16 protein-coding genes and 1 pseudogene are annotated in these 22260 nt (G+C 64.7%); 11 read left to right on the top strand and 6 right to left on the bottom strand.

The window, feature by feature from the left end; translation table 11 throughout:
* Nucleotides 1-121: 121 nt before the first annotated feature.
* From BLV47_RS12060 to BLV47_RS12045, 4 genes are all read right to left on the bottom strand, one after another.
* Nucleotides 122-1741, bottom strand: coding sequence for a serine hydrolase domain-containing protein (locus BLV47_RS12060; protein WP_092313796.1), 1620 nt, complete (start codon nt 1739-1741; stop codon nt 122-124).
* Nucleotides 1742-1978: 237 nt separating this feature from the next.
* Nucleotides 1979-2551 carry a TetR/AcrR family transcriptional regulator gene (locus tag BLV47_RS12055; RefSeq protein WP_092313793.1) on the bottom strand — a complete coding sequence of 191 codons (573 nt, stop codon included), beginning with the start codon at nt 2549-2551 and terminating at the stop codon, nt 1979-1981.
* Nucleotides 2544-3092, bottom strand: a complete 549-nt coding sequence (locus BLV47_RS12050; RefSeq protein ID WP_092313790.1) for a dihydrofolate reductase family protein — start codon at nt 3090-3092, stop codon at nt 2544-2546. The genes BLV47_RS12055 and BLV47_RS12050 overlap by 8 nt, the downstream gene beginning before the upstream one ends.
* A gap of 87 nt (nt 3093-3179) precedes the next feature.
* Entirely contained in the window at nt 3180-4085 is a 906-nt protein-coding gene (locus BLV47_RS12045) for a LysR family transcriptional regulator (RefSeq protein WP_092313787.1), read from the bottom strand.
* Between the two features lie 92 nt (nt 4086-4177).
* Here BLV47_RS12045 and BLV47_RS12040 point away from each other — a divergent pair, with 92 nt between their 5' ends.
* Nucleotides 4178-5140 (top strand): SDR family oxidoreductase, encoded by a 963-nt coding sequence (locus BLV47_RS12040; protein ID WP_092313784.1) that lies wholly within the window; start codon nt 4178-4180, stop codon nt 5138-5140.
* Here the strand turns inward: BLV47_RS12040 and BLV47_RS12035 are convergent.
* Entirely contained in the window at nt 5122-8244 is a 3123-nt protein-coding gene (locus BLV47_RS12035) for an autotransporter outer membrane beta-barrel domain-containing protein (RefSeq protein WP_092313781.1), read from the bottom strand. The genes BLV47_RS12040 and BLV47_RS12035 overlap by 19 nt on opposite strands.
* A gap of 142 nt (nt 8245-8386) precedes the next feature.
* Here BLV47_RS12035 and BLV47_RS12030 point away from each other — a divergent pair, with 142 nt between their 5' ends.
* From BLV47_RS12030 to BLV47_RS12015, 4 genes are read left to right on the top strand one after another with little or no spacing between them, the layout of a single operon-like run.
* Nucleotides 8387-11224 carry an ATP-binding protein gene (locus tag BLV47_RS12030; RefSeq protein WP_092313778.1) on the top strand — a complete coding sequence of 946 codons (2838 nt, stop codon included), beginning with the start codon at nt 8387-8389 and terminating at the stop codon, nt 11222-11224.
* Nucleotides 11221-12501, top strand: a complete 1281-nt coding sequence (locus BLV47_RS12025) for an EAL domain-containing response regulator (RefSeq protein ID WP_092313775.1) — start codon at nt 11221-11223, stop codon at nt 12499-12501. Before BLV47_RS12030 ends, BLV47_RS12025 begins: the two co-directional genes overlap by 4 nt.
* Nucleotides 12453-15632 (top strand): hybrid sensor histidine kinase/response regulator, encoded by a 3180-nt coding sequence (locus BLV47_RS12020; RefSeq protein ID WP_244168867.1) that lies wholly within the window; start codon nt 12453-12455, stop codon nt 15630-15632. The genes BLV47_RS12025 and BLV47_RS12020 overlap by 49 nt, the downstream gene beginning before the upstream one ends.
* Nucleotides 15633-15691: 59 nt before the next feature.
* Nucleotides 15692-16345 carry a response regulator gene (locus BLV47_RS12015; RefSeq protein WP_092313772.1) on the top strand — a complete coding sequence of 218 codons (654 nt, stop codon included), beginning with the start codon at nt 15692-15694 and terminating at the stop codon, nt 16343-16345.
* 94 nt (nt 16346-16439) lie between these two features.
* On the opposite strand, the pseudogene BLV47_RS12010 reads toward BLV47_RS12015, so the two are convergent.
* Nucleotides 16440-16550: pseudogene (locus BLV47_RS12010) on the bottom strand (Lrp/AsnC family transcriptional regulator); the annotation flags it as partial.
* A gap of 243 nt (nt 16551-16793) precedes the next feature.
* Here BLV47_RS12010 and BLV47_RS12005 point away from each other — a divergent pair.
* From BLV47_RS12005 to BLV47_RS11980, 6 genes are all read left to right on the top strand, one after another.
* Entirely contained in the window at nt 16794-17276 is a 483-nt protein-coding gene (locus tag BLV47_RS12005; protein WP_208605259.1) for a MarR family winged helix-turn-helix transcriptional regulator, read from the top strand.
* 41 nt (nt 17277-17317) lie between these two features.
* Complete coding sequence (locus BLV47_RS12000) at nt 17318-18247, top strand: GNAT family N-acetyltransferase (RefSeq protein WP_092313766.1); 930 nt, start codon at nt 17318-17320, stop codon at nt 18245-18247.
* 135 nt (nt 18248-18382) lie between these two features.
* Nucleotides 18383-19165: a class I SAM-dependent methyltransferase gene (locus BLV47_RS11995; protein WP_244168866.1), complete on the top strand. Its 783-nt coding sequence runs from the start codon at nt 18383-18385 to the stop codon at nt 19163-19165.
* Nucleotides 19155-20798, top strand: a complete 1644-nt coding sequence (locus BLV47_RS11990) for an FAD-binding oxidoreductase (protein WP_208605258.1) — start codon at nt 19155-19157, stop codon at nt 20796-20798. Before BLV47_RS11995 ends, BLV47_RS11990 begins: the two co-directional genes overlap by 11 nt.
* Nucleotides 20791-21555, top strand: coding sequence for a DNA alkylation repair protein (locus BLV47_RS11985; RefSeq protein WP_092313757.1), 765 nt, complete (start codon nt 20791-20793; stop codon nt 21553-21555). The genes BLV47_RS11990 and BLV47_RS11985 overlap by 8 nt, the downstream gene beginning before the upstream one ends.
* 16 nt (nt 21556-21571) lie before the next feature.
* Nucleotides 21572-22213, top strand: a complete 642-nt coding sequence (locus BLV47_RS11980; RefSeq protein WP_092313753.1) for a peroxiredoxin-like family protein — start codon at nt 21572-21574, stop codon at nt 22211-22213.
* The last annotated feature ends 47 nt before the right edge of the window (nt 22214-22260 follow it).

Raw genomic sequence — 22260 nt, 5'->3', positions numbered from 1 at the left:
GCAAAATGCCCAGCCTGACGAGTTCGACTCAAGAACAAGAGGCCTGTTGCAAGCTCCAGCACCTGCGCCACGTTGCCCAAAGCGGCAAGCGCTTCCGGGCGCTGCCGCGCCAGGCATGGCGCTATTCCTGCCGGACCTTGCCGAAGCGCAGGTTGCGCGCCAGGCTGCTGGTCAGCAGCGTTCCTTGCTCGGCAAAGCTGAGCACCCCCAGCTCCCCGGCGCTGAAGCGCTCCGCGGTCAGTGGCTGCATCGGGTAGGTGTGCGGGCCGATACGCACGTAGAGCTTGCCTTGCCGGGCATAGACCTTGAGCTGCCCGGGACTGGTTTTCAGGGCATAGAGACCGACGTAGGGACGGATGTCCGTGGGCTTCCAGGCCGGGGCCAGGGCATAACTCGAAGCCGGGTTGTTGGCCACGATCCGCCCTGGCCCAGCCGCCGCCAGGTAGATCGGCGTGCCGTCGTTGTCTGCTGCCAACACCCGGTCACTGTGCCGGAGCAGCGGCAGAACATCAGGGAAGCTCTCCAGCGCCCAGCCCTCGCCGCTGCGTTGCAGCTGGAATTGACGGCCCGATGCGTCCTGGTAGCTGCCGGCCACCAGGGTTTCCAGGGCAGCCTTGGGCACCGCCCTGATGCTCGGCGGCGGCGCTGGAATGTCCCCTTGCGTGGGAGCGCCGGGCGAGCCCAGCAAGGTATCCAGCAATTGACGAGCGCGCTCCGACGCCTGGCCATCCTTCAGGTTGCACAACACCGCGGTGGCAACATCCAGCTTGGGATACCAGGCCACGTCGGTGCTGAAACCGGCCCAGCTGCCACTGTGGGACAGCTCCTGCAAGCCGCGATAGCTGCGGTTGGCCAGGCCCATGCCGTAGTAGCCCGGGTCGCCGTCGTTGAAGGGCGCGGTCTGGCGCATCTGCTTGACCAATGCCTGGCCTCCGATCCGCCCGGTGGACAGGTTGCGCAACCACCGCATGAGGTCCGCCACGTTGCTGTGCACCTGGCCGTCGCCGGTCTGTTCCCAGCGCGCATCCACCGCCACGAGGGGCTTGCCCTGCTCGTCCAACTCATAGCCCTGCGCCAGGTTCGGCAGCTGCACCGGGTACTGGTCGACGATGCTTGAGTGCTGCATGCCCAGGGGCTGGAAGATGTTGGCCTGCGAATAGTGCTTGAGCGGTTGGCCGCTGACCCGCTCGACGATGCTCGACAGCAGCAGGTAACCGCTGTTGCTGTAGCTGAATTCGCTGCCGGGCGGGAACATCAGGCTGTCCTGGCGCGCCAGCAGGTCCAGCGCCTGTTGCTGGGTGAAGCGCTGGGTCAGGGGGATCCCCGCCAGCTCGGCCAGCAGCATGTAGTCCTGCAACCCTGAAGTGTGGTGCAGCAGATGAGCGATCTTGATGCCCTGGGCATAGGCCGGCAGCTCGGGCAGGAAACGCCGGATCGGATCATCCAGGCTGAGGCGCCCCTGGGCCTCAAGCTGGAGGATCGCGAAAGCGGTGAACTGCTTGGACACCGAAGCCAGGTTGAACAAGGTATCGGCCTGGATCGCCGTGCCGGTCGCCAGGTTGCCGACGCCATAACCCGCGCTCCAGATCAACTTGCCGCCGCGCATCACCCCGGCGGCGCAACCGGGCTGGTCGGCCACAATATCCTCGAACACCTTGTGGAACGCCGGAAGCGCGCCGGCACTGGCCAGGGGCAAGGCCCCCAGGGTCGAGATCAGCAAGCAGGTCAGCAGTGCGCGCATGTGGTTCTTCCTTCAGTCGCGTCAGTCCCGAGTGCTCCAGCGGAGCAGTCAGCAGTATCCCCAGCGCCGGCGTTGCAATCTGTGGCGCTCTGGTGATTTTCTGTGAACAAAGGTGCAGGGATGTAAAGCGCGCCCGGATCTGTCGCAAAGGCCCGGTGACAGCCCGCCGACCGACCTGGACTGGCCGGGGTACTTCATCAGGGATGACGTCAAGTCGCTGGACACCGGCAGCGGGAGTCAGATGCAAGTGAGCGACGGCCAGGTATCGGACCGCAGCAGGCGCCGCAACCCCGCCTCGAATGCACCGTCCAGCCCTGCCCCGGCCTCGCCGGCCAGGGCCAGCGCCAGGGCGTGGCCGTGGCTGTAGTCCACCAGCAGGTCGAACAGCACCGGATCGGCGTCGAAGGCCTGCACTTCCTGGCGCAGGCGCTGGCTGAAGGCTGCCAGGGAACCGGCGAACAACCGCGGATCGCCGAGGATGCACAAGGTCAGCGCCGGGTGGCGACGGACCCGGGCCATGTACGCACACAACAGCGCCTGGATCCGTTGCCCCGGCAGCAACGACGGCGCCGGCTCGGGCAATGGCTCTGCGTGCACCCGCTCCACCAGCAGGCGCATCAGGTTGTGCTGATCGCCGACGTGATAGGCCACCGACATCGGCGTGATCCCCAGTTGCCGCGCCAGGGCCCGGCCGCCGAAGCCCTGGGGTCCCAACGCCTCCAGCAGCGCCAGGCCGGCGTCGAGAACCTGGTCCAGGCTCAGCTCGCGACCCGCCGCCGGACGGCCGCTGCGCTTGGGGTGCTCAGTCATGGGCGGCCTCGCGCTCGACCCGATAACGAGTGCTGACCAGCCCGTCGGGATAGCGCCGGGAGTCGATGCAGCTCAGGCGCAGGTCCTGCGCCAGGGCGCCGAACAGTGGCCGGCCAGTGCCGATCAGCACCGGCACCCGGGTCAGGGTCATTTCATCGATCAGGCCGGCCTGGAGAAAGGCCTGGATCAGCTTGCCGCCGTCGACATAGGCGCTCTTCCAGCCCTCGGCCCGCAACTGCGCGACCAGTGCCACAGGCTGCGCGGCACTGATACGGACCTTGCCCTCCAGGCGCTGTGGCACATCCTGCTGGCCAAGGGTGCGGCTGAGCACCACCACCGGCTTGGTGAAAGGCCAGGGGGTGAAACCCAGCACGCTGTCGTAGGTGGCGCGGCCCATGACGATCCCGTCCACCGTATCCACGAAGGCGGCGTAGCCATAGTCCTCGGCGGATTCGCCGCTGGGCAGCCAGTCGATGGCGCCATCGTCGCGAGCGATGAAACCGTCCACCGAAGTGGCGATGAATACCTTGCCGAATGCCATGGGCGTTGCCTCCTGAGGGCTTAAACATACAGCGTATGATAAACCGCTGCCGGGGCCGCCGGACATCCCTTCTCAAGCTCCCGGCCGTCAACCGCCCTCGGCGTAGGCCGCCAGCCCCTGCACCAACGCGGCAAAGGTCACCGCGCAACGCGGGCTATCTCGCAGGTCTTCGTGCATGGCCACCCAGGTTTCCAGACGCGGCGCGAACTCCGCGGCCAGGACCCGCACCAGCCGCGGATCGGCACTGGCCAGCCGGACCTGGCAGGCACCAATGCCGAACCCCGCACGCAGCGCCGCCAGTTGCGCCAGATCGCTGTCGCTGCGCAGGGCAAAACGACCGCGGGAGAGCAGCGGGTACTGCTGTTGCATGCGGCGGATAAAGGCGCTTTCCCGGTCGAAGCCGATCAGCGCATGCCCCTCCAGCTGCTCCTGGGTCTGCGGCGTGCCCTCACGCGCCAGATAATCGCGATGGGCATGCAGACCCAGTTCGATCTCCCCGACACGGCGCACCAGCAGCGCTTCCTGGGTCGGGCGAAACATCCGCACCGCGATGTCCGCCTCGCGCTGCAGCAAGTCCTCGGCACGGTTGGACAGCACCAGCTCGACCACCAGCTGGGGATGCTGCTGGCGCAAGCGGGCAAGCATCGGCGGCAATACCTCGACACCGATGACTTCGCTGGCCGAAATCCGCACACAGCCTTGCACGCCCTGCCCGTGGCTGCTGGCCACCCGGCGCAAGGCCGCCTCTCCCGCCGCCAGCTGCAGCAGGTAAGGCTTGAGCTCCAACGCCGCTTCGGTGGCGGCGTAACCGTCGAAGGAGCGGATGAACAGCTTCAGGCCCAGGGCGGCTTCAAGCTGATCGATATGCCGGCCGACCGTGGGCTGGGTCAGGCCCATGGCACGGCCGGCAGCGGAAAGCGAACCGGTTTCCAGCACCGCGAGAAAGCTGCGGTACCAATCCCAGTGAGGAGTGCTGTCTGTCTGGGTATGCATTTTTTTATAGAGACCATCAAGGAACAGGCAATTTTCATTTAGCCGAGGATTTTGCACCCTGCAAGCACTCGTCAACCAGAAGGAACCTCAGCATGCCAAAAATCGCTCTGTTTGGTGCCGTCGGCGCCATCGGTCAAAGTATCGCCAGCAGCCTGCGCAGTCAGGGCCAGGCCTATCGAGTGGTGGGCCGCGATGCTGCCAGCCTGCAACAGGCGTTCGGCGCCGACCCGCTGGCCGAATGCGTGACCTGGAATCCCGACCAGAACGCCAGCATCGAAGCCGCAGCCGCCGGCATCGACACCCTGATCTATCTGGTGGGGGTCAACTACTGGCAGTTCGAACTGCACCCGCAACTGATGCGCAAGACCCTGGACGGGGCGATCGCCGCCGGGGTACGCAAGATCCTGCTGATCGGCACCGTCTACCCCTACGGCCCGGCCCAGAGCAATCCAGTGACCGAAGATCACCCGCGCCGGCCCAACAGCTACAAGGGGCGCATGCGCATGGCGCAGGAACAGGTGCTGTGGCAGGCCCACGCTGCGGGAAAAATCCAGGCCACGGTGCTGCGCCTGCCGGACTTCTACGGACCCGGGGTCGACAAGAGCCTGCTGCACAGCGCGTTTCAAGCCGCGCTCCAGGGCGGCACCGCGAACCTGGTGGGGCCCCTCGATCGCCCCCACGAATTCGTCTTCGTGCCCGACGTCGGCCCGGTGGTATGCCGCTTGCTCGAACAACCCGCCGCGTTCGGCAAGACCTGGCACCTGGGCGGCGCCGGCGTCACCAGCCAGCGTGAACTGCTGGACCTGATCCGCCAGCATGGCGCCGTGCCCTTCAAGCAACGGGTGATCGGCAAGACCCTGCTGCGCCTGCTGGGACTGTTCGACCCGTTGCTGCGGGAGATGGTGGAGATGCACTACCTGCTCAGCTCGCCGCTGATCCTCGACGATTCGGCCCTGCAACGCTTGCTCGGGCCGATCGTCAAGACCTGCTATGCCGAAGGCGTGCGCCAGACATTGGCCGCGGCGATGCATGCACCTCAGAAGCTGAAGCGATAACCCAGGTTGGCGGCCCACGGCCGGTCGATGTTCGAGCCCTCACTGGTCTCAAGCTCGGCATACAGCTGGTGGTGGCGGCTCAGCTCGGCGTTGATGCCGACGCCAGCGTACCAGCCGCCACCGCTGCCATCGGGGCGACTGGCGATGCCGTTGGTGCGGACCTTGTTCTGCGCCGACAGGTCCTCGACCCAGCCAGCCTTGAGGTAAGGCTGCAAACCCGTGCCATCGTCCAGTTGCAGGTAGCGCCCGGCCCGGACACCGCTGCGGATCTGGGTCGACAGGCCTTCGCCAGGCTGCACCTGCAGGCCGTTGTCCAGGCGGTAGTTGTCGGAGCGCGCATAGAGCATGGAGACCTGCGCCTGAGGCTCGACGAACCAGCGGTTGCCCAGGTCGATCTGCTTGCCGGCTTCCACCGACAGGCCGGCACCCTTGCTGCGTGAATGCCCGGCAACCTTGGCGCCGTCGGTGCCCCGCACATCCAGGCGGGTGGACCAGCGGTTGAGGGTCAACAGGGTATCGGTGTACCAGCCCGAATCATCCAGGTAGGTGGCGTAGCCGCCCACATGGTAACTGTCGAGCTTGCCACTGCCCTCGTGCTTGAAGTCGCGGTCGGTCTGGCTGTAGCCGGCCAATGCACCCAGCACCAGCGCACCGCCGGCGGTGTCGATCCGCGTATCCATTCCCAACTGAGTGCCCTGCACACGCTGGGAGAAATCGCGGCCGACGCCATTGTCCAGCGACTGCTGCTGGCCGAACCCGCGTATCCACAGCCCTTGGCGATCCGCCCCCTGGCGCAGGTCGCCCAGGCGCTGTACCAAGGTTGCGCGCTCGGCGTCCCAGGTGGCTCGCAAGCTGGCGATGGCGCTGCTGTTGACCGCCGCGCTGGCGCCGGTGGAAAGGTTGTCCGGTCCCGGCGCCGGTTGGGTACGGCCGACGTTCACCAGGTTCCAGTTGCCCGAGCCGTCGGCCTGCAAGCCGTAGCGGTAGGTGCCGGCATCCACCACGCCGTCACGGTTGGCCAGGCTGAACGCCCCCGGGCCACCCGCGCTTTGCACCAGGGTCAGGCTTTGCCCTTCGGCCCCTGGCTCACTGCCGGAGTTGCGTACCAGGATGTCGTTGTTGCCGGTGACCTGGCCACCGACGATCAACCGGTCACCCTGCTCCCGGCCCAGGTCGGTGTTCATGATGTAGTGGCCGTTGCCTTCGAGGTCGCCACTGACCTGCAACTGCTTGAAGGCCCCCGCCAAGCCGGGATCGGCGAACTCCACCACGCCGTTGTTGCTCAGGCGAGTGAGCTGGGAGTCGCCACGCAGGGTCCAGGCACTGCTGTCGTCCAGGCTCAACCGAGTGTCCCGGCTGCCACCCCTGATCGCCCCATCCAGGCTGGAATGGTCGGCCAGGGACAGTTGCAGGCTGCCGCCGTCCACCTGCACGTCACCCACCAACTGCGACCTGACAGCCTCCAGTTGCACCACGCCGGCCAGCACCCCGTCGGCGCGGTCGGTGATCCACAAGGCGGTGCCCGGCTCGCCAGCGCTGCGACCCGTCAGGCTGCTGTCGGTGAAGCGCGTGCTCAGGCCGCCGCCGTTGACCAGGATGCCGGCGCCGTTCTGGGTCTGGATATGGCTGGACGTGACCTCGACGTTGTTCACCACCCCGGCGCCGGTGGCGTAACTGACAATGCCGTTGGCGTCGGTTCCGCTGGTTGCCAGGGTCGCCCCCTGCAAGCGGGTGGTGGCGTTGTTGCTGATGGCCAGGCCGTGGGCCTGCGCGCCCGCGGTCTGCACGTCGCTGTCGAGCAGTTGCACGCTGGCGCCACGGCCCGAGGCGAACAGGCCATAGCCCAGATCACCGTGGGTGACGATGCGGCTGTTGCTCAGGCTGATCTTGGCACCCGACATCCGTGCCAATGCCCCTACGGCGCCACGCCCGCTGGTTTCGATCAATACGCGGCTGACGTTGAACTCCGCGCCGGGGCTGTTTGAAGTGTCCGGCGAGGCGTACAGCCCATGGGCGCTGTTGCCCTGGGTGATGATCGAACCGCCGTCCATGCTGAACACACCGCCACGGTTGTCGATGGCCACGGCCTGAGTGCCGCTGGTTTGCAGAATGCTGTTCTTGACGTCTACCCGGGTGTTGCTGCCCGGCATCCAGATCGCCGAGCCATAGTCACCCAGGGTGGTGATATGCACGTTGTCCAGGTCAGCGGCGGATTGGTTGGCATTGACGTTGATGCCGATGCCGTTCTGCGAGGTGATCCGGCTGTTGCTGACCACCGCCGTGCCGCCCGGCTTCTGGTACAGGCCGCTCAAGGTGATGCCATCGCCCTTGGCATTGATGGTGCCGTTGCTGAAGGTCAGCGCAGCACTGTTGACGCCCACGCCACGCCCGTTGCTGGCATTGATGTTGACGCCATTGGCTCCGATGGACGACCCCACGCCTTCGGCGGACAGCGCCGAGGAAGAGCCCTGGTAGTTGATATCAACCTGCTCCAGTTCGATGCTCGCGCCGTCCTGGGCCTGCACGACCTGGGAAAATCCGCTCGAGGTGCTGCTCAGGGTCAGGTTCGAGGCCTTGATCACCGAGCCCTTGCCAGTGGCCGACAATGCCGAGGCCTGGTTGCCCGAGGTACTGATAGAGCCCCCGGACAGTACCGCCTGACCACCGGCAGAGGCCACCACGCCGCTGCTCTGGTGACCTTGGGTGGTGATGTTCACGTCGTTGAGGATCAAGCGGCTGCCGGCGCCAGAGGACGTGGCGCCGGTGGCGAAGTCGGAGCCGCCAGTGGTGATGGTCACATTGGACAGCTGGGCCTTGCCGCCCGCCGCCACCTGCACGCCCACCACCGAGTTGCTCGGGCCTCCCGCGGTGGCGTGGATCTCGTATCCGCTGCCCTGCAACTGATTTTGCGAACCACTGACACGCACGGCCGGGCCGCTGCCGGAGTGGTCAACGCGGGCATCATCCAGAACCCGCGATTCACCTTCCGCGGAAGAAACATCGATGTTTTCAAAATCGCCAGCTCTGGCGGAGGGAGCAACAAGTGTCATCAATGACAGCGCGGAACTGACCGCGAGACTGACGGTTTTTTTAACCAGAACCATAACTTCCAAGCCTTTGCGTTAGAGCACAAGAGGCAGAAATGGTCGAGTCAACAGGCAAACTAACAAATGAGAATCTTCTTAAACCGCCGGCATTAAGAATATTCTGAAGATTGGCCTGGAAAGTTATTTCTACCATGGCCCAATGCATACACCAGCCCATTTCGAAAGCCTTACCAGCCACTTTTCCGGGTCCCATGCCCCGGTGATCCTGCTGCGGCTGTTCATGTACAGCCTGCTGTTCTGCATTCTGATCATCGCCGGCTTTGTGATTCATTGGTCACTTAATGAAACACTGTCCAACTATCGTCGGCAGATGAATGCCGCGGCATTCAAGGCCCAACAATTCTTCAATCAACGGGAAAACCTGTTGAAGGCCATTTCTTCCTCGGTGGTACGCACTAGCGATGATCGCCTTAGTTCTTCCACCCGCCATTTCCTGGCAACTAACGATCAACTGCGAGTATTACCATTCGGCCATGCAGGATCATCGCCCTGGGCTCTGGTACTCACTGCCCGCGATCTGATCGAGGTCGACAACACTCGCAGCCAACTGCTCTACATGGCCCCGGAACAGGGCCTGGTCAGCACCCTCTACCAGCCGCCAGGCCGCAAACCCATCTCGTCATCCGAGGACGCCAGCGCCGCCCCCTGGCTCAAGCAGCTTGACCTGCGCACCGCGCAGAACCTGCTGACCCAGCACCCAGGGGCGCGAACCTTGTGGTACTGGACCGGTGCCGACGGCAACAAGCAGGTGTACCTGCTGCGCCCGGTGGACGAGCAGCACGCCAGCGAGGGCTGGCTCGGCCTGGAGCTCACCGAGGCCGACCTGGCGCTCGACCCGCTGGAGCTGCACCAGGGCAAATACCTGCTCTATGACGCCGAAGGCGCGCTGGTGCTGCACAGCGCGAACTGGCAAGTGCCCGTGAGCCTGTCGCACCTGCCGGCCGACGCAGACTCCTTCGGCCTGCACCGCCTGGGCGGGCTGCCCGACTACATCGTGCTCAACCTATCGGTGGGCAACGCCGGCTGGCGCCTGGTGTACTACGCGCCGGTCAGCCAACTGCTGCAAGACAGTTCCGGCCCGCTGTACAGCACCCTGCTGGTGACCTTGCTGCTGTTCGCGGCGATTTTTCTCGGCGCGCGCTATATCCGCCTGCGCCTGGTGGAGCCGGCGATACGGCACTACAGCGCCCTGGCGGACAGCGTCTCCCTCAACCGGCGCTTCATCGAGGTAGCCCCCGTGGGCCTGTGCCTGATGCGCCGCGACAACGGCCGGCTGATCCTCGGCAACGAATCCGGGCGGCGCTGGCTGACTTCGGTCCCCGGCTTGCGCGAACGGATTCTTGGCGAATCGCATGGCCGCGTGCACGCGATTGACCATGCCCTTGAGGATGGCACGTTCATCCAGCTGACCTGCGCGCCCACCGGCTACAACGGCGTGGCTGCGGTGCTGTGCTGCATCAGCGACGTTACCGACTTCAAGGTGGCCGAGCAGTCGCTGCGGCAGGCCAAGCGGCTGTCGGACCAGGCCAACCGCGAGAAAACCCTGTTCCTCAGCACCTTGAGCCACGAGATCCGCACTCCCATGTACGGCATCCTCGGCTCCCTGGAAATGCTCCGTACCACCGCCCTCAGCGCACAGCAGAGCGACTACCTGGAAGCCACCCAACAAGCCTCCTCGGCGTTGATGCGGACCATCAACGACACCCTCGACCTGTCACTGATCGAGTCCGGTCGGCTGAGCTTGAACCACGCGCCGTTCTCGCCGATCCAGTTGGTGGAGGAAGTGGCCTTCAGTTACTCGGCCCGGGCCCGCAGCAAAGGCCTGCGCCTGTACGTGACCCTGGACCCGAATGTCGCCGAGCAGGTGCGCGGCGACGGCGAGCGCATTCGTCAGATCCTCAACAACCTGGTGAGCAACGCCATCAAGTTCACCGAGTCCGGCCATGTGGTGCTGCGCCTGCATGCCCAAACGCCGGTGGGCCAGGCTCCCGGCCTGCGTTTCCAGGTGGTGGACAGCGGCCCGGGAATAGCTCCGGAGTTCCAGGCCAACCTGTTCGAGCCCTACTACCGCGTCCCCAACTGGCTGGAACAGAAGACCTCGGGCACCGGGCTCGGCCTGGCGATCTGCCAACGACTGGCGCGCATGATGCAGGGTCAGTTGACCGCCGTCAGCGAGCCGGGGTTGGGGTCCAGCTTCAGTTTCAGCCTGGCCCTGGAGCCCTGTAGCGCGGCACCGGCGCCCGACCTGCCGCGCCTGGGGCTGACCCCGGTGTATGTGCGCGGTGATGTTCAGGAAGTGAACCTCAACCTCTGCCACTGGTTGCGCCGCTGGGGCGCATTGGCGATCCCCTACGTCGCCGACCGCGACCCGCCGAGCCACAAGGCGGTGCTGGTGGAGGCCTTTCTCGGGCCATCGCGGCCGGTGGCCTGGAGCGGCCCGCGAGTGATCATGCACGCTCCCGGCATGGGCCCGCCACGGCGCCAGGCCAGCGACAGCTGGATCGCCCGCACCTTCAGCCTCGACAGCCTGCGCAATGCCGTGGCCCAGGCCCAGTCCGGCATCGTCGCCGAGCGCTGCTTCGCCTCTCCCGAGGCTCTGGCTCCGAGCCTGGACCTCAAGCTGCTGGCGGTGGACGACAGCCCGCTGTCGCTGCAGGTGATCGTTCAGCAGGGTCGCTACCTGGGCAACCACATGGAGGCCTGCGACTGCGCCACCGATGCCCTGAAACGCAACGACCTGCTGTCCTTCGACGCAGTGCTGACCGACCTGCAGATGGAACACATGGACGGCCTGTCGTTTGCCCGTGCCCTGCGCAAGAGCGGGTTCCGCGGCCCCATCATCGGCATCACCGGCGAACTTTCACCGGTGCTGCGCAGCCGCTGCGAAGCGGCCGGGATCCGCCAATTACTCATCAAGCCGGTTCCCCTGGACGCCTTGAGCGAGGTATTGCAATCCATCAAGAGGAAAGTCATGTGAGCGTGCCCAAAACCCTGCGCGTCCTGGTGCTGGACGACCACCCGATGCACTGCATGCAGGCCCGGCAACTGCTACTGCAGGCGGGGTTCGGCCCGGTGGACAGCGCCCTGGATGCGCGCCAGGCCCTGGCCATGCTGCACCGCCAGGTCTACGACCTGGTGCTGGTGGACCTGCACATGCCGGAAATGGATGGGGTGCAGTTCATCCACGCCCTGACCGGTGTCGAGCAGGTGCCGATCCTGGCGATCGTTTCATCCTGCTCGCGACGGCTGAGGAACAGCGTCAGCCTGATGGCCAAGGAGCAAGGCCTGGCGGTGCTCGGGACCTTCCCCAAGCCACTGCAAGCAGCCCACGTCGAGCAGATCGGCACCATCATCGGCAACCGCCAGGCCCACGGGATAGCGCCCAGGCCCGAGCATGCGGCGGTGTTCGACCGCCAGTTGCTGGAGCGGGCCATCGAGCGTCGCGAACTCAAGGCCAGGTTCCAGCCCCGGCGCTCGCTGAGCAGTGGCCGGATCGTCGGCGCCGAGGCCCTGGTGCGCTGGGACAGCCCGTCATTCGGCCTGCTGATGCCGGATTCGTTCCTGGCCTCGATCAGCCGCTGCCAGCTGGACCATCAACTGTTGCTGCTGATGCTCGACGATGCGATCCAGGCGCAGCAGCACTGGCAGCGCCTGGGGTATCGCCTCAAGGTCTCGGTCAACCTGCCCACCGGGCTGCTGGACGATCCCGGCCTGCCGGACCAGTTGCAGCGCCTGACCGTTGCCGCGGGGCTGTCCACCAGCGACCTGTGCTTCGAGCTGCTGGAGACTGAACGGCCGCTGTCCCCGGGCCAGTACCACATGGGCGCCAGCCGCCTGCGCCTGAAGGGCTTCGGCCTGGCTCAGGATGATTTCGGCATGGGCTACAGTTCGATGTACGCGCTGATCTCCACGCCATTTACCGAGATGAAAATCGATCGCCACTTCGTCCATGGCGCCGCCGCCGATGACGCCCGTGCAGCGGCCCTGGTGGCGGCGGTGCAACTGGGCCGGCAACTAGGCCTGGAAGTGGTGGCCGAAGGCGTAGAATCGGCCCGCGACCTGGAGTTCTTGCGCTTGATTGGCTGCGATAGCGCCCAGGGCTATCTTATTTCTGCGGCATTGGAGCTGGACGCTTTTACACAATTGCTGGGATGCAGTGTCACCCCCCATTTTTCTTCACCCACCCGGCCCGTCTCTCCACATCCATGCCAGACCTCCCGCTACGACGCATTGCACAAAACTTCCGACGACTGAATCTGGTTCTGTTCGTCATCCTGCCCTTGCTGCTGATCATGGGTGGCGCCCTGTTCTGGGGCGGGCAGCGGATCATTCGCCAGGAGCAGGAACGGATTGCCGTGGACTTCAAACTGCTGACCCACTACCTGGGCGAGCAGAAGGCCCTGCTCGAACGCCTGCAGAACGAGCCGTTCGGCGACGACGACCTGCAGAGCACGGCTCGCATCTTTCACCTGATGGACCAGCAGCAGGCACTCGGCGCGACCCTGTTCCAGGGCAACCCGTCGTCTGTGGAAACCCCCTTCACCCTGGTCTGCGAGGACATGCTCCATTGCCCCCTGGACAGCGCGCGAGCCGCGAGCTTCGGCCGCTACCTGGCGGACCTCTACTCCAGCTTCTGGGTCCGCTCCAGTTACCCGGCCTCGGCCTTGCTGGTGGTGGATGCAGACACCGGCAGCAGCTTTGCCGTGCCGACCGTCGGCGCGCACCAGTCGCAACTGTCCGCCGCCCTGGTCATGACCAGCATCCAGGCGATCCGCAACAGCGCCCGCGGCGTCGGCAACGATGAACTCCGCTGGATCAGTCTGCCGGGGTTCGCCGACCACCTGCTGGCCTTCAAGCCCCTGCGCAACCCGCGCTTGAGCGATAGAGCCACAGACACCTATGTCGCCGCCCTGAGCTACCGCCAGCGCATCAATGTCTTTTCCCAGCCAAGGCAACCGACCTTCTATGACGCCTTCTGGCTGGAAAACCAGCGCGATGGCCTGCTGCTGGGGGAACGGCCGAAACCGGCGGACATGGACCGGGCGGTCAACCTGCGCAGCGACGGCCTGGTCTTTCGCGTCAGTGACGCCAGAGCCACCTGGACCGGCTACTACCTGCTGAGCTACCGGACCCTGTTCCTCGGCCATTCCTGGCCCCTGGCGGGGCTCCTCCTGCTGCTGGTGCTCAGCCCCGTGGCCGGCCGCGCCTACACCCGTTGGTATCAGCGCCGGGTCATCGTGCCGGCGCAGCGAGCCCACCGCGAGCTGGTGGAAAGCGAACAGTTCAACCGGACCTTGCTGGAAACCACCCCGGTGGCGCTGTGCGTGTTCCGCCGCGAGCGCAGCCTGATTGTCTTCGCCAACACCCTGGCGCTGAAATGGTTCGATACCCAGGTCGGCCAGAGCCTGCAGGACAGCGGCCTGGAACCGGCGCTGCTGGCAACGATCAGCCAGGCCAGGGAGCCGGGGGAAATCGAAAACTATCAGAGCCACGACGGTCGCTCGTTCTACATCGCCTACGCCCCGACCCGCTACCGCAACCAGGACGTGCTGGTCTGCGCCTTCGCCGACCTCAGCGTCCGGGCCCAGATGGAACAGCAGTTGACCCAGGCGAAGCAGACAGCCGACAAGGCCAACAGCGCCAAGTCGGTGTTTCTGGCGACCATGAGCCATGAAATCCGCACGCCGCTGTACGGCGTGCTCGGTTCGCTGGAGCTGATGGGCCTGACCGACCTGGACCGCGAGCAACGCCAGTTGCTCGAACGCATCCAGGTGTCCTCGGGCCTGTTGCTGCAGATCATCAGTGACATCCTCGACATCACCCGCATCGAATCCGGCCAACTGTCCCTGGCCGATCAGTCGTTCGACCCCAGGGCGCTGGTACAGCGCTGTACCGCGGCGTTTGTCGACGCGGCGCGAAGCAAGGGCCTACTGCTGTTTGCCTCGGTCGACCCGGCCCTGCCGCCATTGTCGGGCGACCCCGGGCGGATCAGCCAGATCCTCACCAACCTGATCAGCAATGCGGTCAAGTTCACCCATTCCGGACATGTGATCGTGCGGGCCCGCAGCGAGCCCGGCAGCCAGGGGCGGGTGCGCTTGTCACTGCAGGTGGTGGACACCGGGATCGGCATCGGCCAGGAAGAACAGCAGCAGTTGTTCATCCCCTTCTACCAGATCGACGCCCATTCCCACACGGTGCACGGCGCCGGACTGGGCCTGTCGATCTGCGCCCGGCTGGCGACACTGATGGGCACCCAGATCCACCTCACCAGCGAGCTGGGACTGGGCAGCAGCTTCACCATGAGCCTGGAACTGCCGGTGGCGGACGAGGTGCCCGACACGCCTGCGCCGGACCTCGGCGGTACGCAGATCCATGTCCACAGCCCGCACCACGAGCTGACCGACAACCTGTGCCTGTGGCTGCAAAAATGGGGCGCCCAGGCCAGCCCCCTGGACGCTGCGGCCGCCACGCTCCAAGGCGAGGGCATCCTCCTGCGCCTGCTGGACGACGGCACGCAAGCGCCACCGGCCAGCGGCATGCTGCACATTGACCTCGGCGGGCAGCCCCCGGCCCCAGGCACAAGCCTGGCCGAAGCCTGTGATTTCATGGCCATCGGCCGTTTGATCGAGCGCCGCCTGGGGCGCGCACCTGAGCCCGACGGACCATTGCCGGGCGACTTGAGCGGCCTACCGGCCCTGGGCCTGAACGTGCTGGTGGCCGAGGACAACCCGATCAACCAGGCGACCCTGAGCCATCAGTTGCAGCAACTGGGCTGTCGCAGCACCGTGGCCGCCGACGGCGCGGAGGCCCTCGACCTGTGGCGAGTGGGCGACTACGACGTGCTGCTGACCGACGTCAACATGCCACGCATGAACGGCTACGAGCTGACCTGCATCCTGCGGGCCTCGGGGGATGACCGGCCGATCATCGGCATCACCGCCAACGCCATATGCGATGAAGAAGCCCGTTGCCAGGCCGCCGGCATGGACACCTGGCTGGTCAAGCCGGTGCCCCTGCTGACCCTGCGGGCCAGCCTGGCGCGGCTGACACAGTTGGCCCCCGAGGACGATCAAGACCCGTTGCCCGACGCTCCGCCGCCCCCCGATAGCGGCAGGCTGCCGGCCAACCTGCAACAGCTTTTCACCCACACCATGAAGCTCGACCTCGAACACCTGCGCCGGGCCCTTGATCAACAAGACTACGAACGCATCTTCCAGCTGCTGCACCGGATTCGCGGGTCGTTGGCGGTAGCCGGCCACGAAACCCTGGTCCAACAGCTGGAAGCCTTGGGCCAGAGCCTGCGCGAAGCCGGTTTGACGGCCACCACGCGCACGAATAGCCTGACGCTGTTGCACGCCTTGCAGGACATCAGCCAGCCCGACTGACCTCTCGCAGCACCCGCATCCCTGCGCATCTCCTTTGACGAAAATGGATCGTGTCCACCATGAAAAAAATCCGAGTTGCCCTGGCTGACGATCATCCCCTGGTGCTCGCTGCCGTCAGCGACCTGTTGCACAAGACCGGCAAATATGAAGTGGTGGCCGCCGTCACCACCCCGAGCGCGCTGGTCCAGCAGTTGGCGGACGACCCACGGATCGATGTGGTGATCACCGATTACTTCATGGAGGGCGACGAGACGTTCGGCGACGGCATTCGCCTGGTGACCTACCTGATCCGCCACTTTCCCAGGGTCCAGGTGCTGGTGCTGACCATGATGTCCAACCCGATGATCGTGGCCGCGCTGTATGACATCGGCGTGCGCTCGGTGCTGCTCAAGCGCCACGACATGAGCGAACTGCTCAGTGCCCTGGAAAACGTCCGGCTGGGGCGCATCCACCACCCGCCGAGCCTGGTGCCGAACGAATTCCACAGCAGCCCGCTGCGCTCCATGGCCGACGGCCTGAGCAGCCTCACACCCAAGGAATACGAGGTGCTGCGGCACTTCGTGCGCGGTGAGTCGATGATGCAGATCGCCGCCAACCTCAAGCGCAGCGTGAAGACCGTCAGCGCGCAGAAGATCTCGGCGATCCGCAAGCTCAACCTCGACAGCGACCAGGCGCTGGTCGCCTTCTGCCTGGAGTCCGGCGAGTTCCAGTAGGCGCTGGGGCTTGGACAACGACAGCGCCGCGACCAGGGCTGTACAGCCAAGATTTCATGGCTCTGCCGGGGCAATCCTCAGGGAAACCGTTGCCCTACCTGGGCAGCGGCCGGGGAATCGCCAGCCGGCTGCTGGCCTTGATCTCGCACAGCGCCAGGCTCGACTGGATCGAGGCAATGCCCGGCTGGCGCCGGGGCACCTGTTCGCCGCCATGATCAAGCGTCACGCCCTGTCGCAAAGGCGCATTTATGGCGCCAAACGAATGACATGAATCAGTCACCAATCGAGCCTCCCAACACCTCCTCCCCACGCTGCAGATTTCAAATTAAATCCATGTAAAACAATAAGTTAAGCCAAACAAAGCCAAGCCAAAGAATTAACCGTTGACTTAGTAAGGCGCCAAGATAAACTGCGCCTTATGAATATTTTAGAGAACAAACATCACATCATGCTGCAGGCACTGGAGAACATTTCTCCCGAGGCTCGCGAGAGCGTCAGACTGTGCTTCGAACTGCTCTCGGCCGCAGCGGCAATCAACCGCGTCTGTGCTGTACGGCTTGCCCGCTACAGCCTTTCAGAGGGGCGCTTCGTGATCATGCTGACCCTCAAGAGTGCGGGCGGGAAGCTCTCGCCACTGGAGCTCGCGACGCGCTTGTCCATCACCACCGGCACCGTGACCGGACTGCTCGATGGCCTGCAAGGCGATGGCTTCATCAAGCGCAAGCCGGACCCGACGGATCGACGCAAGCTGATCATCAGCCTGACCCCGGAAGGCAAGCAGGTGGTAAACGAAGTCTTTGCCGATCACACCGATTGGATCTGCAGCATTATCGAAGGCCTGAGCGCGGAACAACGCCAGGCACTGACCGAAGCGATCTATTGCATTTCTGCAAGCCCCGCTCTGGCGCTGCAACCTCCTGACAGGGATTAGCGCCAGGCGTCAATGGTAGTAGCAACACATGGAGGTGACTGATGTTGCAGAGTCAAAAGGTAATGACCAATTTCGGCAGGAAGCCGCGTCTTCACAGTAGCGTCGATACGCTCAGGCATGGCCTGGCCTCATTGGAGCGTTACATTCCTCCCCCCCTCTACCGCCACCTGTTCCTCACGCGCATCGCCCGTGCACCACTGGCCATCGAGGGCTTCGAGTTCCGCCCGATACAAAGCCTCTTCGAGTTGGAAGAAGCCCTGCGACTGGTCAACGAGAGTTATGCGCGCCGGGGAATCTCCACCATCTGCCGTGCCGGCATGCGCTTTTCTGCCTTTCACCTGTTGCCCGGCACCACGACCTTCGTCGCGATCAAGGAACAGCAGATCATCGGCACGGTGTCATTGATCGAAGACTCGATGCTGGGCTTGCCGATGGAGGAAGTTCACGGCAACGAAGTACTGCTGCAGCGTTTGTCCGGTCAGCGCCTGGCTGAAGTCGGGACCCTCGCGGTATCCGCGCACTATCGTGGCAAGGGTGTGCCACTGATGCTCTACAACGCGATGTTCCGTTGGGCCATGCACTACCGTGGGATTGAACGGCTGCTGATCGCCGTACACCCCAGGGCCAGCTCCTTTTATCGCAAGGTGCTGTTCTTCTCGCCGATTGGCCGCGTGGAGCGCTACACCAAACTCAACGACGCCCTCTCGCAGCCCTTGTCACTGGGACTGGCAGACGCCCAGGACACTTTCAAAAGTGTTTACCAGTCCTCCAGCGTCAAGTTTGCGGTGGCGGGACAGAACACCAACTTCTTCGATTTTTTCTGCCAGCGCGACTTCGATGCGATTCGCCTGCCGGCCGATGCGGGCGTGCATCGCTGGCAGGAACAGGAAGTGCTGATCCATATGGCCCGTTGCGGGGTCCATGGCAGGCACCTGGGCAAGCGCATCAAACGGGCGCTGGCCCTGGCGTAAACACGCCCTTCCCCTGCCGATTTTCACACATCATTTCATGGAGGATGAGTCATGGATACGGGATTGCTGCGGGCGATTTACAGAGAAATAACCACCAGACAGCCGTTCACTCGCACACCGGAACCGGAGCTGGTCATGGAGAGCCAGCCCTGCGTCGCGTCTTATGCCAGCAGTGCCGGACAGGGCCAGGCCCTCTCTGGAACCTACCTTTATCACGCGGCGCAGATGTGCGCGCTGATCAAGCCCGGGGACGTGGTCCTGGATATCGGCTGCGGGCCCGCCAGCCTGTTGCTGCAGGTGGCGCGACTCAACCCGCGGGCCGAATTCGTGGGGGTCGACTTATCCAAAAACATGCTCGACATCGCCCGCGATTCGATCCGGCAACAAGGTATCGACAACGTCGAGTTGATTGAGGACGACATGTCTCGCCTGGGCCGGATCGGCGACCGCAGTGTCGACGTGGTGATCTCCTCCATGGCCCTGCACCACCTGGCGAGCCTGGAACAGCTGGAATCGACCTTCAGGAACATCGCCCGGGTGCTGCGTAACGACCGCGCCATTTACCTGAATGACTTCGGACGCCTGAAGTCGACCGAGTCGGTGGATTATTTCGTGCAGCGCGCCAGCGACGGCGCCGATCAGGAAACCCTGCTGGACTACCGCAACTCGCTGTTGGCGGCCTTTTCCCTGGAAGAGTTCCAGACGCTGGCGGCCAGTTATCTGGGGCCTTGCGCCAGGGTCTACAGCACGGCACTGAGCCCACTGATGATGGTGGTCCGCACGCCCAAGCGACGCTGCGTCAAGACCATGAAGCCGGAGTTCAAGCGCCGTTATGCCGCGTTGCCATCCAGCCGCAAGGCCGATGTACAGCAACTGCGCCTGTTCCTGCGGCTGGGAGGGTTGGCCAGTGCTTTCTGAGAGCACCCGCCTGCAGGCCGCCCTGGAGCAGTGGCGCGAAGTGCTGGGAGAGTCGCAAGTGCGCCTCGACCACGCCGGCATCGCCCACGTCCAGCACGACACCATGCATTCACCGGCCTATGCCCGGGCGGTGATCGCGCCGCTGTGCAGCGAGCAGGTGGCGGCCTGTGTGGTCATTGCCCGGCGGCACCGCATCGCCCTGCACCCCATCAGTACCGGCAACAACTGGGGCTACGGCTGCGCCGCGACCGGCCGCGAGCACTGCGTGGTCATGGATTTGTCGGGCATGAAGCGGATTCTGTCGTTCGACGAAGAGCTCTCGGTGGTCACACTCGAGCCCGGCGTTACCCAAGGCGCGCTGGCGCAATATCTGCAGGAACACGACCTGCCCTACCTGACCCCGGTCACCGGGGCCGGCCCCTCTTGCAGCCTGCTGGGCAATGCCCTGGAACGCGGTTACGGCATCACCCCGCAGACCGACCACTTCCAAGCCGTCCTGGCCCTGGAGGCGGTACTGCCAGACGGCCAGATCTACCGCTCACCGCTGTCGATGGGCGGCGCCAGCCCGTGTTTCAAATGGGGAGTGGGCCCCTATCTGGACGGCCTGTTCAGCCAGAGCGGGCTGGGCATCGTGACCCAGATGAGCCTCGCCCTGGTGAAAAAGCCCCAGGTCATCCAGCCGTTCTATTTCTGGATCGAAGACCCGGCCAGGCTTGGCGCAGCGCTGGAGGGCGTGCGGCGCATCATCGAACAGGCCCAGGGCCAGGTGGGCGGAATCAACCTCATGAACCGCACTCGCCTGCTGACCATGGCCAGTGAAGGCCAGGGCATCGCCGGACTGCCCCGCGAACAGCTGCGCCAGGCCGCCGATAGCCTCGGACTGCCGGCCTGGATGGGGGTCGGCTCGATCTATTGCCACGCGGACCAGTTGCCCTCGCTCAAGCGCATGATCCGCCGCGAACTCAAGGGCTTTGCCAATCGCTCGATGTTCAGGACCCGTCGCCAGCTGAGCCTGGCCCATGCCCTGTTGCAGCGGCTGCCGGGGAGTTGGTCGCGGCGCTGGCAGCGGACCCTGGAAAAGATGTTGCAAGGCGTTGAATTGATGGCCGGACGACCCAACGAGGTCGCCCTGCCGCTGGCCTACAGCGCAGGGGCCAAACCGCCTCCCGGGCCGGGATTGAACCCCGCGCGCGACCACTGCGGGCTGATCTGGTACGCCCCGATACTGCCGTTCAAGAAGCAGTTGATCGAAGACTTCCTGCACGCCATCAGCGAGCAGTGCCAGACCCAGGACATGCTCTGCCCGATCACCCTGACCACGCTCTCGACCCGGGCCATTGACTGCACCGTGCCACTGCTGTTTGCACGCAACGACGCTCTGGCATCCGCTCGGGCCCATGACTGCTATCAGCAACTGTTCCAGCTGGGCAAGGCTCAGGGGATCGTGCCCTATCGCGTCCCGGTGGCCTTCATGCCGCTGCTGGCAGACCGGGAACAAGCTGCCTGGCAACTGGGGGCTCGCCTCAAGCACGCCCTCGACCCCCATCATCTGCTCTCGCCAGGCCGCTACTGCCTGCCTGCCGACACCCGAGCGCCCCTTGCCAACCCCGAGCCGGTAGCCTGCCATGAGTGAAGACACCACCCACCTGATCAATCAGGGACTGATCGAGACCCGCAACCTGGCGCAGTGCCTGGCCGTTGACCAGACCGCGCTGGCCACGGCCATTGCCGGCCAGCTCGATGACAGCCTGGGACAGGCGCTGATCGCCGCCGCCCAGGCCACCGAGAAACAGGGCATCTCGAAAAGAATCGCCGCCCTGGGGCTGGCTCTCGGGCAATGGCTGGAGCATGCCCCGCCTCCCGTGCGGCAACAGGCCTGGAGCCTGTTGCAGGCCCATCCATCGGACACCGTGCGCAGTTGGGCCGCCTTCGCCAATGCCTACCGCGAGCGCAACCAACCCCTGGCCACTGCGATCCAGAGCCAGTTGCACTTTGCCTGCGACAGCCACTTCGGCGTGCGCGAATGGGCCTGGATCGCCTTGCGGCCATTGCTCAGCCAGGACCTGGCGACGGCCCTGTCCCTGCTGCGCCAATACACGCTCAGTGACGACCCGCTGATCCGCCGTTTCAGCATTGAGGTCCTGCGCCCCCGAGGCGTCTGGTGCGAGCACATCGCCGCCCTCAAGAACACCCCGGAATTAGCCGAACCGCTGCTGGTCCCGCTGCTCGCTGAAAGCCAGAAATACCCCCAGGACTCGGTCGCCAACTGGCTCAACGATGCCAGCAAAACCCGCCCGGACTGGGTTCGCCAGCTGTTTCAGCGCTACCCGCCTGCTTGCAAGGCCTCCCACAGGATTCACACCCGGGCTACCCGAAGCCTGTCTCACTAGCAAAAAGGAGTTACTCATGTCTCTCAAGGAAAAGCTGCAAGGTGCAAAACAGCAGATGGCCGAACAACTGCCGGGCGAGATCCTGCAGAAGTTCGGCGCATCACTGCAGTCACTGGTAGACAGTGGCCTGGCCGCGAAAGCCCTGAAAGCCCAGGACAAGGCGCCTCTGGCGGTGCTCAAGGATCCGGATGGACAGGATGTCGACCTGCGTCAACTGCTCGACAAGGGTCCTCTGGTGTTGGTGTTCTACCGCGGCCTGTGGTGCCCGTTCTGCAACCTGGCCTTGAGCGCCTACCAACAGATGGTCGGCGACCTGGCAGCCTCCGGCGCCACTCTGGTCGCGGTTTCGCCACAGACACCGCAATCCTCGGCCAAGACCCGTGAAGCGCTGGGCATTCGCTACTTGCTGCTCAGCGACCCGGAAAACCGCCTGGCCAAGCAATACGGCATTGTCTTCAAGCTTGAGGATGAACTGGACGCGGTCTATCGCTCGCTGGGCGCCGACTTGAAAGTCTTCAACGCTTCGCACGCCCTGACGCTGCCCATGGCCAGCGCCTTTGTGATCGGCCAGGACGGAGTGATTCGCCACGCCTTTATCAATGTCGACTACTCGGAACGCGTCGAGCCGCAAACCCTGATCGAGGCCGTTGGCCGCTAAACCGATCCACCCCGGCCGAAGGCCGTCACACCTTCGGCCCTCCCTAT

The sequence above is a fragment of the Pseudomonas saponiphila genome (assembly GCF_900105185.1).
Classification (GTDB): Bacteria; Pseudomonadota; Gammaproteobacteria; order Pseudomonadales; family Pseudomonadaceae; genus Aquipseudomonas; species Aquipseudomonas saponiphila.
This window is presented reverse-complemented; position numbering and strand designations above follow the sequence as displayed.

Coding starts and splice junctions, on each gene's coding strand:
- BLV47_RS12060 (WP_092313796.1), bottom strand. CDS start 1,741: ATGCGCGCACTGCTGACCTGCTTGCTGATCTCGACCCTGGGGGCCTTG.
- BLV47_RS12055 (WP_092313793.1), bottom strand. CDS start 2,551: ATGACTGAGCACCCCAAGCGCAGCGGCCGTCCGGCGGCGGGTCGCGAG.
- BLV47_RS12050 (WP_092313790.1), bottom strand. CDS start 3,092: ATGGCATTCGGCAAGGTATTCATCGCCACTTCGGTGGACGGTTTCATC.
- BLV47_RS12045 (WP_092313787.1), bottom strand. CDS start 4,085: ATGCATACCCAGACAGACAGCACTCCTCACTGGGATTGGTACCGCAGC.
- BLV47_RS12040 (WP_092313784.1), top strand. CDS start 4,178: ATGCCAAAAATCGCTCTGTTTGGTGCCGTCGGCGCCATCGGTCAAAGT.
- BLV47_RS12035 (WP_092313781.1), bottom strand. CDS start 8,244: ATGGTTCTGGTTAAAAAAACCGTCAGTCTCGCGGTCAGTTCCGCGCTG.
- BLV47_RS12030 (WP_092313778.1), top strand. CDS start 8,387: ATGCATACACCAGCCCATTTCGAAAGCCTTACCAGCCACTTTTCCGGG.
- BLV47_RS12020 (WP_244168867.1), top strand. CDS start 12,453: ATGCCAGACCTCCCGCTACGACGCATTGCACAAAACTTCCGACGACTG.
- BLV47_RS12015 (WP_092313772.1), top strand. CDS start 15,692: ATGAAAAAAATCCGAGTTGCCCTGGCTGACGATCATCCCCTGGTGCTC.
- BLV47_RS12005 (WP_208605259.1), top strand. CDS start 16,794: ATGCTGCAGGCACTGGAGAACATTTCTCCCGAGGCTCGCGAGAGCGTC.
- BLV47_RS12000 (WP_092313766.1), top strand. CDS start 17,318: ATGTTGCAGAGTCAAAAGGTAATGACCAATTTCGGCAGGAAGCCGCGT.
- BLV47_RS11995 (WP_244168866.1), top strand. CDS start 18,383: ATGGAGAGCCAGCCCTGCGTCGCGTCTTATGCCAGCAGTGCCGGACAG.
- BLV47_RS11985 (WP_092313757.1), top strand. CDS start 20,791: ATGAGTGAAGACACCACCCACCTGATCAATCAGGGACTGATCGAGACC.
- BLV47_RS11980 (WP_092313753.1), top strand. CDS start 21,572: ATGTCTCTCAAGGAAAAGCTGCAAGGTGCAAAACAGCAGATGGCCGAA.